Source organism: Enterobacter sp. 01-M-02-SI-ECC (assembly GCF_047530595.1).
Lineage (GTDB): Bacteria > Pseudomonadota > Gammaproteobacteria > Enterobacterales > Enterobacteriaceae > Enterobacter > Enterobacter cloacae_M.
Map to the genome: position 1 here is coordinate 92273 of NZ_JBLKCZ010000014.1, position 10940 is coordinate 103212.

At 57.2% G+C, this 10940-nt stretch carries 10 protein-coding genes; 4 read left to right on the plus strand and 6 right to left on the minus strand.

All coding sequences use genetic code 11. From position 1 onward, the window contains the following. Positions 1-95: 95 nt before the first annotated feature. Positions 96-1742, plus strand: coding sequence for a Na+/H+ antiporter (locus ACMWLG_RS17380; protein WP_023310060.1), 1647 nt, complete (start codon positions 96-98; stop codon positions 1740-1742). Between the two features lie 66 nt (positions 1743-1808). Here ACMWLG_RS17380 and ACMWLG_RS17385 read toward each other — a convergent pair whose 3' ends face one another. Further along, positions 1809-2696 (minus strand): LysR family transcriptional regulator, encoded by an 888-nt coding sequence (locus tag ACMWLG_RS17385; protein ID WP_045402475.1) that lies wholly within the window; start codon positions 2694-2696, stop codon positions 1809-1811. A 102-nt stretch (positions 2697-2798) separates the two neighbouring features. Here ACMWLG_RS17385 and ACMWLG_RS17390 point away from each other — a divergent pair, with 102 nt between their 5' ends. Together ACMWLG_RS17390 and ACMWLG_RS17395 are read left to right on the plus strand one after the other, a co-directional pair. Next, the gene (locus tag ACMWLG_RS17390) at positions 2799-3209 is read left to right on the plus strand and encodes a CidA/LrgA family protein (protein WP_045402473.1); all 411 of its coding nucleotides are present in this window, start codon (positions 2799-2801) and stop codon (positions 3207-3209) included. Further along, positions 3202-3891 carry an LrgB family protein gene (locus tag ACMWLG_RS17395; protein WP_023310063.1) on the plus strand — a complete coding sequence of 230 codons (690 nt, stop codon included), beginning with the start codon at positions 3202-3204 and terminating at the stop codon, positions 3889-3891. Before ACMWLG_RS17390 ends, ACMWLG_RS17395 begins: the two co-directional genes overlap by 8 nt. A gap of 32 nt (positions 3892-3923) precedes the next feature. Here ACMWLG_RS17395 and actP read toward each other — a convergent pair whose 3' ends face one another. From actP to acs, 3 genes are all read right to left on the minus strand, one after another. Further along, the gene (gene actP, locus ACMWLG_RS17400; RefSeq protein WP_023310064.1) at positions 3924-5573 is read right to left on the minus strand and encodes a cation/acetate symporter ActP; all 1650 of its coding nucleotides are present in this window, start codon (positions 5571-5573) and stop codon (positions 3924-3926) included. Then, positions 5570-5884 (minus strand): DUF485 domain-containing protein, encoded by a 315-nt coding sequence (locus ACMWLG_RS17405; protein WP_028017918.1) that lies wholly within the window; start codon positions 5882-5884, stop codon positions 5570-5572. Before ACMWLG_RS17405 ends, actP begins: the two co-directional genes overlap by 4 nt. 158 nt (positions 5885-6042) lie before the next feature. Then, complete coding sequence (gene acs / locus ACMWLG_RS17410; protein WP_045402471.1) at positions 6043-8001, minus strand: acetate--CoA ligase; 1959 nt, start codon at positions 7999-8001, stop codon at positions 6043-6045. 423 nt (positions 8002-8424) lie between these two features. Between acs and gltP the strand changes: the two genes are divergently transcribed. Continuing rightward, complete coding sequence (gene gltP / locus ACMWLG_RS17415) at positions 8425-9738, plus strand: glutamate/aspartate:proton symporter GltP (RefSeq protein WP_045355265.1); 1314 nt, start codon at positions 8425-8427, stop codon at positions 9736-9738. A gap of 80 nt (positions 9739-9818) precedes the next feature. Here gltP and ACMWLG_RS17420 read toward each other — a convergent pair whose 3' ends face one another. Then, the gene (locus ACMWLG_RS17420) at positions 9819-10493 is read right to left on the minus strand and encodes a tetratricopeptide repeat protein (protein ID WP_045402468.1); all 675 of its coding nucleotides are present in this window, start codon (positions 10491-10493) and stop codon (positions 9819-9821) included. Positions 10494-10614: 121 nt separating this feature from the next. Continuing rightward, positions 10615-10767 (minus strand): Hok/Gef family protein, encoded by a 153-nt coding sequence (locus tag ACMWLG_RS17425; RefSeq protein ID WP_032644722.1) that lies wholly within the window; start codon positions 10765-10767, stop codon positions 10615-10617. Positions 10768-10940: the final 173 nt, after the last annotated feature.

A 10940-nucleotide genomic window follows, 5' to 3' on the forward strand; every position in this document is an offset into this window, starting at 1 on the left:
CTCATCCTGTTGCCTTTTGCGTTACTCTGGGGAAGATAGAATAAAAGGCACGACGCCTTCCGGAGTAAATAAGCAACACAGCAAACAGGGAACGCATGGAAATCTTCTTCACAATACTCATCATGACCCTTGTGGTCTCGCTATCCGGGGTGGTTACACGCGTACTGCCCTTTCAGGTCCCCCTGCCATTAATGCAAATTGCCATCGGCGCGCTGCTGGCGTGGCCGACGTTTGGCCTGCACGTGGAATTTGACCCCGAACTGTTCCTCGTGCTGTTTATCCCGCCGCTGCTGTTTGCCGATGGCTGGAAAACGCCCACGCGCGAATTCCTTGAGCACGGGCGCGAGATCTTCGGCCTGGCGCTGGCGCTGGTGGTGGTCACCGTCGTCGGGATTGGTTTTCTGATCTACTGGGCGGTACCGGGTATTCCATTAATACCGGCTTTTGCGCTGGCCGCCGTGCTGTCGCCAACCGATGCCGTGGCGCTGTCCGGCATTGTGGGTGAAGGCCGTATTCCGAAGAAAATCATGGGGATTTTACAGGGTGAGGCGCTGATGAACGACGCCTCCGGCCTGGTTGCCCTGAAGTTTGCCGTGGCCGTTGCGATGGGCACGATGGTGTTTACCGTCGGCGGCGCGACGCTGGAATTCTTCAAGGTGGCGATTGGCGGTATTCTCGCAGGCTTCGTGGTGAGCTGGCTGTATGGCCGCTCATTGCGCTTCCTCAGCCGCTGGGGCGGCGATGAGCCCGCAACGCAGATCGTACTGCTGTTCCTGCTGCCGTTTGCCTCTTATCTGATTGCCGAACATATCGGCGTGTCGGGCATTCTGGCAGCGGTTGCGGCGGGGATGACCATCACCCGTTCCGGCGTAATGCGCCGCGCGCCGCTGGCCATGCGTCTGCGTGCCAACAGCACCTGGGCCATGCTGGAATTTGTCTTTAACGGCATGGTGTTCCTGCTGTTGGGCCTGCAGCTGCCGGGCATTATGGAATCCTCGCTGGTGGCGGCCGAAGCCGATCCGAACGTTGAGGTCTGGATGCTGTTTACCGACATCGTGCTGATCTACATGGCGCTGATGCTGGTGCGTTTCGGCTGGCTGTGGACGATGAAAAACTTCAGCGTACGTTTCCTGAAGAAAAAGCCGATGGAGTTTGGTTCGTGGACAACGCGTGAACTGCTGATCGCCTCTTTTGCGGGCGTACGCGGGGCGATCACCCTTGCCGGTGTACTCTCCATTCCGCTGCTGCTGCCCACGGGCGATGTCTTCCCGGCGCGCTACGAGCTGGTCTTCCTGGCGGCGGGCGTGATTCTGTTCTCCCTGTTTGTCGGCGTGATTATGCTGCCGATTTTACTCCAGCATATTGATGCCGGTGATTCGACCCAGCAGCATAAAGAGGAGCGTATTGCCCGGGCAGCCACCGCCGAAGTGGCAATTGTCGCGATTCAGAAGATGGAAGAGCGTCTGGCCGCGGATGCGGAAGAGAACATCGACAATCAGCTGCTGACGGAAGTCAGTTCCCGCGTGATTGGTAACCTGCGCCGCCGCGCGGACGGGCGTAACGATGTGGAAAGCTCGCTGCAGGAGGAAAACCTGGAGCGCCGGTTCCGCCTGGCGGCGCTGCGCTCAGAGCGCGCCGAGCTGTACCATCTACGCGCCACGCGGCAGATCAGCAACGAAACGCTGCAAAAGCTGCTGCACGATCTGGACCTGCTGGAAGCGCTGCTGATAGAGAATCAGTAGCGCTGTTTTTGCCCCTCACCCTAGCCCTCTCCCCACAGGGGAGAGGGAACCGATCGAGCCCAGGGGTTAGGGTGACCGCACCCAAAACCCCTCACAACACTGCAGCCACGCCTGCGCGCTCTGCGATAAATACACCCCTTCACGCCAGATCATCCCCAGCTGCCAGTGCAGGTCGCTCTCCAGCGGGATCCAGCGCAGCGTGTTTTTATCAAGCCGCTCGCAGATAGGCTGCGGCAGAATCGCAATCCCCACGCCGGCCTGCACCATTGCCGCCAGGAAATCCCACTGTCCGCTGCGCACCGCTATGCGCGGCTTGACGTTATGCTGGTTAAACAGCGTCATCAGCTGGCGGCTGAGAGCGAAGTCTTCGTTGTAGATCAGCAGAGGGTGCTCGCCGAGCAGTTCAGGTCTCACCGAGTCTAACTTCAGCCAGTCGCCGGAGCGGGGAACCAGCACGCACAGCGGGTGGCTAAAGAGCGGAAGCGTCGCCAGACCGCTCTCTTCCTCAACGGGAAGGGCGGTCATTGCCACGTCGAGCTCGCCGTTGGTGACGGCCTGCTGGACGGTTAACCCACCAAACTCCGAAATCTTCAGCTCAACGCCGGGATAACGCTGGCGAAACAGGCTAATCGGCCCGGCCATCATCATCCCCACCATTGGCGGAATGCCGAGGCGAAGGACACCTTTCTTCAGATGATTGATATCGCCCAGCTCTGCTTCCAGCTGGCGAAACTCCGCCAGAATCGCCAGCCCGCGTTCGAACACCACGCGTCCGGTGTCGGTCAGCAGCAGCTTGCGCCCGTCGCGGATCAGCAGGGTACAGTTCAGTTCATCTTCGAGGTTTTTCAGCATCTTGCTGATGGTGGGCTGGGTAACAAACAACTTCTCCGCTGCGCGGGTAAAACTTTGCTGACGAACCACTTCGACAAAATAGCGCAGCGTTCTTATGTCCATGATTATTCCTCGAAACTATACCTTTGATGATTTTAATTCATTTCAGTCCATACCGTGCGCTCTCTATACTGGCGCCTCGTCTCATTTTTGAGGAAAACCCCCATGGCCGTGGCGTTAAGCCGTGTTACGCCTGCCGTTGTGCAACGATTCCAGGTCCCGGTGCAGGTACTGCTCTACGCGGGACTGTTTGTTTTCGCGGAATATCTTGTCGGCTGGCTGCATCTGCCGCTGCCCGCCAATCTTGTCGGGATGCTGCTGATGCTGACGCTTATTCTGTGCCGCGTAATCCCCCTTAACTGGGTACGCGCCGGGGCGCGCTGGCTGCTGGCGGAGATGCTGCTGTTCTTTGTTCCGGCGGTGGTGGCGGTGGTGAACTATGCGCAGCTGCTGATGGTGGACGGCTGGCGAATCTTTGCGGTTATCGCGCTGAGTACGCTGATGGTGCTGGGGGCGACCGCCTGGGTGGTGGATAAAGTGTATCGCTTTGAAATCAGCAGGCACAAACATGACTAACTTTCAGATCAGCGTCTTGTGCCTGATTGCGACGCTGGCGATCTACTTCGCCAACAAGCGGCTCTATCGCCGCTTTCATGCCCTGCCGCTGATGCCGCTGGTCTTCACGCCGATCCTGCTGGTGCTGATGTTGGTCTTCGGCCACATCTCCTGGCAGAACTACATTGGCGAATCCCACTGGCTGCTGTGGCTGCTCGGCCCGGCGACCATCGCTTTTGCCGTCCCCGTTTACGACAACCTCGCCATTATCAAACGCCACTGGATGTCGCTCAGCGCGGGTGTAATCACCGCCACGGTGGTGGCGGTGTGTAGCTCCGTCTGGCTGGCGCGGCTGTTTACGCTGCCCGATGAAATTCAGCGCAGCCTGGCAGTGCGTTCGGTAACCACGCCGTTTGCGCTGGCGGCTGCTAAACCGCTCGGCGGGCAACCGGATCTGGTGGCGCTGTTTGTGGTGGTGACGGGCGTCTTTGGGATGGCCGTCGGGGATATGCTCTTTCTGCGGCTTTCTATCCGGGAAGGGATGGCGAAAGGCGCGGGGTTTGGCGCGGCATCGCATGGGGCGGGCACGGCACGTTCGTATGAGCTGGGGCAGCAGGAGGGCGTTGTCGCGAGCCTGGTGATGATGCTTTCGGGCGTGGTAATGGTGCTGATTGCGCCGCTGGTGGCGTGGGTGATGTTCTAAGCTCCCCGGCCAGAATGACCGGGGAGAAAGGCTTAGTGCGCGCGGCCCTGCTCGACGCCCAGGCCGGTTTGCGAGCGGATAAACTGGGCGCGGAATTTCTCACGCTCCAGGTTACCCTCCGGCGAATTGTCGGTGGCCGAGAAGAACCAGATGCCGATAAACGCCACGGCGATCGAGAACAGCGCCGGGTATTCATACGGGAAGATAGCGCTTGCGTGACCGAGGATCTGCACCCAGATGGTCGGGCCCAGAATCATCAGGATCACCGCCGTCAGCAGCCCCAGCCAGCCGCCAATCATCGCGCCACGGGTGGTCAGCTTCGACCAGTACATGGAGAGCAGGATGATCGGGAAGTTGCAGCTTGCCGCAATCGAGAAGGCCAGCCCCACCATAAAGGCGATGTTCTGCTTCTCAAACAGAATGCCTAACAGAATCGCCACGACGCCCAGCACCAGCACGGTGATTTTCGAGACCTTCAGCTCGTCGCGCTCGCTCGCGCCTTTGCGGAAGACGTTGGCGTAGAGGTCATGCGATACCGCAGACGCGCCTGCCAGCGTCAGCCCTGCAACCACCGCAAGAATGGTGGCGAAGGCCACGGCGGAGATAAAGCCGAGGAACAGGTTACCGCCCACCGCGTCCGCCAGGTGCACCGCCGCCATGTTGTTACCGCCAATCAGCGCGCCCGCCGCGTCTTTAAACGCCGGGTTCGCCCCCACCAGCATGATCGCGCCAAAGCCGATGATAAAGGTGAGGATATAGAAGTAACCCATGAAACCGGTGGCGTAAAAGACGCTCTTACGCGCTTCACGCGCATCGCTCACGGTGAAGAAACGCATCAGGATATGCGGCAGGCCCGCAGTACCGAACATCAGGCCGAGACCGAGCGAGAGCGCGGATATCGGGTCTTTCACCAGCCCGCCCGGGCTCATGATCGCTTCCCCTTTCGGGTGGACCGCCATCGCTTCGGTGAACAGGTTATTGAAGCTGAACCCGACGTGCTTCATCACCATAAAGGCCATAAAGCTGGCGCCGAACAGCAGCAATACCGCTTTGATGATCTGCACCCAGGTGGTTGCCAGCATGCCGCCGAACAGGACGTACATCACCATCAGCACGCCAACCAGCACCACCGCGACGTGGTAGTTCAGGCCGAACAGCAGTTCGATCAATTTACCCGCGCCCACCATCTGCGCAATCAGGTACAGCGCCACCACCACCAGCGAACCGCAGGCGGAGAGGGTGCGAATCGGACCCTGCTTCAGGCGATACGAGGCCACGTCTGCGAAGGTATAACGGCCCAGGTTGCGCAAGCGTTCGGCAATCAGGAACAGGATGATCGGCCAGCCGACGAGGAAGCCGAGGGAGTAGATCAGGCCGTCATAGCCGGAGGTGTAGACCAGCGCGGAGATCCCGAGGAACGAGGCGGCGGACATAAAGTCACCCGCGATCGCCAGCCCGTTCTGGAAGCCGGTAATGTTGCCGCCTGCGGTGTAGTAATCGTTACGGGAGCGCACGCGTTTCGACGCCCAGTAAGTGATATACAGCGTCAGCACCACAAAAATCAGGAACATCACAATCGCCTGCCAGTTGGTTGGCTGGCGCTGTACCTCGCCGGTAATCGCATCCGCCGCGTGGGCGGCAAAGGGAAGCGTGGCGGCGAGCGCCGTCAGAATTCTCTTCATGATGCTTTTACCTCTTGCAGTACCGCTTTATTAAGTCGATCGAATTCACCGTTCGCGCGCCAGACGTAAACGCCGGTCAGCACAAATGAAATCACAATTACGCCAATGCCAATGGGAATACCGCGCGTCACGCTGGTCCCCTCGTGCAGCGGGGTGCCCAGCCAGTGCGGCGCAAAGGCGATCAGCAGAATAAAGCCGACATAGATAATCAGCATGATGATGGAAAGGATGAAGGCAAACCGTTGCCGCTTATCGACGAGCTCCCTGTAGTGCGCACTATTCTCTATCTGCTGACAAATATCGTTATTCATCACAGAGTCTCCAAAGGTAAGGTAGGTTTGTTTTTAGTCCCCTCTCCCCTTTGGGGAGAGGGTTAGGGTGAGGGGAGGAAGGTGCGGTCAAATTTGGGGGTGAGGTGCGGTCTGATGCCCTCACTCCGACCCTCTCCCACAGGGAGAGGGAGAAAACACTAGGAAGGCATCGCGATGGCCTGCTTCTCTTCGAGCAGTTTTTCCACCACGCCAGGATCCGCGAGCGTTGAGGTATCGCCGAGGTTGCTGGTGTCTCCAGCCGCGATTTTGCGCAAGATACGACGCATAATTTTGCCGGAACGGGTTTTCGGCAGCGAGTCGGTCCAGTGCAGCACGTCCGGCGTCGCCAGCGGGCCAATCTCTTTACGCACCCAGTTGCGTACCTCAGCGTAGAGCTCAGGCGACGGTTCTTCACCGTGGTTCAGGGTGACATAGGCGTAAATCGCCTGGCCTTTGATGTTGTGCGGAATGCCCACAACCGCCGCTTCGGCAATCTTCGGATGCGACACCAGCGCCGATTCAATCTCAGCGGTGCCCAGACGGTGGCCGGAGACGTTCAGCACGTCGTCCACGCGCCCGGTTATCCAGTAATAGCCATCTTCGTCACGACGCGCGCCGTCGCCGCTGAAGTACATGTTTTTAAAGGTCGAGAAGTAGGTCTGCTCGAAGCGATCGTGATCGCCGAACAGGGTACGCGCCTGACCAGGCCAGGAGTCAGTGATCACCAGGTTGCCTTCGGTGGCGCCTTCCAGCGGGTTGCCTTCGTTATCCACCAGCGCAGGCTGCACGCCGAAGAACGGACGGGTTGCGGAACCGGCCTTCAGCTGCGTGGCGCCCGGCATCGGGGTGATCATGAAGCCGCCGGTTTCGGTCTGCCACCAGGTGTCCATCACCGGGCATTTCTCGTTGCCGATTTTCTTCCAGTACCACTCCCAGGCTTCCGGGTTGATTGGCTCACCCACGGAACCGAGGATGCGCAATGAAGAGCGGTCAGTGCCTTCGATGGCTTTATCGCCTTCCGCCATTAATGCGCGGATCGCCGTTGGCGCAGTGTAGAGAATGTTGACCTGGTGTTTGTCGACCACCTCACACATACGCGCCGGGGTCGGCCAGTTTGGTACGCCCTCAAACATCAGCGTTGTTGCGCCACAGGCCAGCGGGCCGTACAGCAGGTAGCTGTGTCCGGTAACCCAGCCCACGTCGGCGGTACACCAGTAGATGTCGCCCGGATGGTAGTCGAAGACGTATTTGAAGGTGGTGGCCGCATAGACCAGATAGCCGCCGGTGGTGTGCAGTACGCCTTTCGGCTTACCGGTGGAGCCGGAGGTATAAAGAATGAACAGCGGATCTTCTGCGTTCATCTCTTCCGGTTGATGCTGGTCGCTCGCGTTCTCGATCAGGTCGCTCCACCACAGGTCGCGCCCCTCGTTCCAGTCGATTTTGCCGCCGGTACGCTTAAGGACGATGACGTTACTGACCGTTTTGACGTTCGGGTTTTTCAGCGCTTCGTCGACGTTTTTCTTCAGTGGGATACCGCGCCCGGCGCGCACGCCTTCATCGGCGGTGATCACCAGTTTTGAACTGGAATCGACAATACGGCCCGCAACCGCCTCTGGCGAGAACCCGCCGAAAATCACCGAGTGGATCGCACCGATACGCGCGCAGGCCAGCATGGCCACCGCCGCTTCCGGCACCATCGGCATATAGATAGCGACCACATCGCCTTTTTTAATGCCTTTTTCCAGCAGGACGTTGGCGAAGCGGCACACGTCGCGGTGCAGCTCTTTGTACGTAATATGTTTGCTTTGCGAGGCGTCATCGCCTTCCCAGATGATGGCTGTCTCATTCCCGCGCTCGGCGAGGTGACGATCGAGGCAGTTCGCCGCCAGGTTAAGGGTGCCATCTTCATACCATTTAATGGAGACATTGCCGGGCGCAAAGGAGGTGTTCTTCACCTTCTGATAAGGTTTGATCCAGTCAAGGATATGGCCCTGCTCACCCCAGAAGGTGTCCGGGGCGGTGATAGACTGCTGATATTTCTCGTGATACTGCTCCGGGGTGATCAGGCAACGGTCCGCAATATTTGCGGGAATGTCGTGTTTATGTATTTGGCTCATGGCTTTTTTTCTCCTTGTAAGATGTTAATAATATGTCGCAAAAACGTTAATTGTAGGGGCTTTACAAGCTTTGTTTATTATTTGGGCTACAGATCACGCATTGTTTGAAGAGTATGAAAAATGAGCGAATGAAACTTTGAAGGAAAATAATTGATGCTGACGATTATTCACATTTATGTTTAAAAAAGCGTTTTTATAACAAAAGGTTATTTATCAGAATTAGAACATACTCCCGTCATCGTCGCTTTTGTGAGTGAAACGCGTCGTTCTTTAAGGCTTGCGCAACAGGTCGCGCAAATGATACTCATACGCCGCGTTAAAAAATCCCATAAACCAACGCAACACAATTCATACCCTTTCAGTATGTCTCCCTGTTCATGCAGTTTGAATGAATAAGGCGCTTCATTGAGGAAGTCAGTTTCTATGAAAAACGTTAAAGTCAGCCTTGCCTGGCAGATCTTAATCGCCCTTGTGCTGGGCATCTTGCTGGGCAGTTACCTCCACTATCATAGCGACAGCCGCGAATGGCTGATTGCGAACCTGCTCTCTCCGGCAGGGGATATCTTTATTCATCTGATCAAGATGATTGTGGTACCGATTGTGATCTCGACGCTGGTGGTCGGTATTGCGGGCGTCGGCGATGCGAAGCAGTTAGGCCGTATTGGTGCGAAAACCATTATCTATTTCGAAGTGATCACTACGGTTGCGATTATCCTCGGTATCACGCTGGCGAACGTGTTCCAGCCGGGTTCCGGGATCGATATGTCGCAGCTGGCCACGGTGGATATTTCGAAATACCAAAGTACGACCGCTGACGTGCAGAGCCATGCGCATGGCCTGATGGGCACTATCCTGTCGCTGGTGCCGACCAACATCGTGGCGTCGATGGCGAAGGGCGAGATGCTGCCCATCATCTTCTTCTCGGTACTGTTTGGTCTGGGGCTCTCTTCCCTGCCGGCGACGCACCGTGAGCCGCTGGTGACCGTGTTTCGCTCTATCTCCGAAACCATGTTCAAAGTGACCCACATGGTGATGCGTTACGCGCCGGTAGGGGTGTTTGCGCTTATCGCGGTGACCGTGGCGAACTTCGGTTTTGCCTCCCTGTGGCCGCTGGCGAAGCTGGTGCTCCTGGTTCACTTCGCCATTCTGTTCTTCGCGCTGGTGGTGCTGGGGGTCGTGGCGCGCCTGTGCGGGCTGAGCATCTGGATCCTGATTCGCATCCTGAAAGATGAGCTGATTCTGGCGTACTCCACGGCAAGTTCTGAGAGCGTGCTGCCGCGCATCATTGAGAAGATGGAGGCCTACGGCGCGCCTGCCTCTATTACCAGCTTCGTGGTACCGACCGGCTACTCCTTTAACCTGGACGGTTCGACGCTGTACCAGAGCATCGCCGCTATCTTTATTGCGCAGCTGTACGGCATTGACCTGTCGCTGTGGCAGGAGATCGTACTGGTGCTGACGCTGATGGTGACGTCCAAAGGTATTGCAGGCGTTCCGGGCGTCTCCTTCGTGGTGCTGCTTGCAACGCTTGGCAGCGTCGGTATTCCGCTGGAAGGTCTGGCGTTTATCGCCGGTGTCGACCGTATCCTCGACATGGCGCGTACCGCGCTGAACGTGGTGGGGAATGCCCTGGCGGTGCTGGTTATCGCCAAGTGGGAACACAAATTCGATCGTAAAAAAGCGCTGGCGTATGAACGCGAGGTGCTGGGTCGTTTTGATAAGACGGCCGACCAGTAACATCCTAAGCCCGGTGGCGCTGCGCTTACCGGGCCTACGGATTTTGTAGGCCGGGTAAGGCGAAGCCGCCACCCGGCACTTTACTCTCCGCTCAGCGCATCAAACTCTTCGCATCCGGTATCAAAGCCTTCAGTGCAGCTCAGGTTCAACCAGTACAGCGCTTTCTGTTTATTGGGCGTGATAAAGCCTTTCTCACCCTGCCTGAACAACATCCCTGCCCAGTACTCGGAGTAGCCCGTGCGTGAAAGTGCCGAGCTCCGCTTGAACCACGAGGCGGCCTGCACGTCGTCCTGGGCCACTTCAACGCCGTTGGCATAAATCAGCCCCAGCAGCATTTGCGCATCTACCGCAGAGTCGTTGTCGATATCTTCGGCCGCCGTTTGCAGCAGTTTGATGGCCTGAGGATAGTCAGTTTTACCTGCCTGAGTGTTGATCAGCACGCGCGCCAGCATGATCGCGCCGCGTTTGCTGCCTGCGATGGTTGCCTGCTGCGCCAGTGCCTTAGCTTGCGCATAATTTCCCTGGGTAAAGAGGATTTGCGAGAGCAGCCCCATGGCGTCGACGTCGCCACCTTTAGCGGCTTTCTCGGCCCACAGCGCGGCCTGCTTGCTGTCACCGGAGCTAAAGTATGTATCGGCCAAATAATACTGGGCACGGGCGTCACCCGCTTCAGCCTGTTCTTTGTACTGGCTGCCAATCTCGTCGGCACGGACAAGCGATGTAAAAAGTAACAACAACAGAAAAATATGTTTCATAGGTTCTTATCATCGGGGTACACGCCGCGCAGTATAATCGCGGCGACAGAAGAAAAAAATGGGTGCATTAAGACCTCAGCATCCTGCAAGCCGGGCGGAACAGTGGTTCCGCCCGTAGAGGTTAGCCTGCGTTACAGGCTAATTTAGCCGCCACCTCCTGATGTTCACCCTTTATTGAAAACTCGCATAACTTACCTCGAGTAATAAAGGTAAAGATCACTATCGTCAGGCAAATAATAAAGACGATGCCTAACGCAGTTTTTAATGGCGTCATGCCTTTTACTCCTTGTCAAAAAAAGAATAAGAGGCTACTCTCAACTTGTTCGGAGTTGAGGGAGTAGCCTCGGGTTGTACTGACCCCAAAAAGTTGGACAGTTAAACACGAGGCACATAGGTCTGGGTTCGATATTCAATTGGACTCAGACCTTTTAATTTCAGGCTAATTCT

Bases quoted from the DNA above. Each gene is read 5' to 3' on its own strand.
- ACMWLG_RS17380 (WP_023310060.1), top strand. From the start codon at position 96: ATGGAAATCTTCTTCACAATACTCATCATGACCCTTGTGGTCTCGCTA.
- ACMWLG_RS17385 (WP_045402475.1), bottom strand. From the start codon at position 2,696: ATGGACATAAGAACGCTGCGCTATTTTGTCGAAGTGGTTCGTCAGCAA.
- ACMWLG_RS17390 (WP_045402473.1), top strand. From the start codon at position 2,799: ATGGCCGTGGCGTTAAGCCGTGTTACGCCTGCCGTTGTGCAACGATTC.
- ACMWLG_RS17395 (WP_023310063.1), top strand. From the start codon at position 3,202: ATGACTAACTTTCAGATCAGCGTCTTGTGCCTGATTGCGACGCTGGCG.
- actP (WP_023310064.1), bottom strand. From the start codon at position 5,573: ATGAAGAGAATTCTGACGGCGCTCGCCGCCACGCTTCCCTTTGCCGCC.
- ACMWLG_RS17405 (WP_028017918.1), bottom strand. From the start codon at position 5,884: ATGAATAACGATATTTGTCAGCAGATAGAGAATAGTGCGCACTACAGG.
- acs (WP_045402471.1), bottom strand. From the start codon at position 8,001: ATGAGCCAAATACATAAACACGACATTCCCGCAAATATTGCGGACCGT.
- gltP (WP_045355265.1), top strand. From the start codon at position 8,425: ATGAAAAACGTTAAAGTCAGCCTTGCCTGGCAGATCTTAATCGCCCTT.
- ACMWLG_RS17420 (WP_045402468.1), bottom strand. From the start codon at position 10,493: ATGAAACATATTTTTCTGTTGTTGTTACTTTTTACATCGCTTGTCCGT.
- ACMWLG_RS17425 (WP_032644722.1), bottom strand. From the start codon at position 10,767: ATGACGCCATTAAAAACTGCGTTAGGCATCGTCTTTATTATTTGCCTG.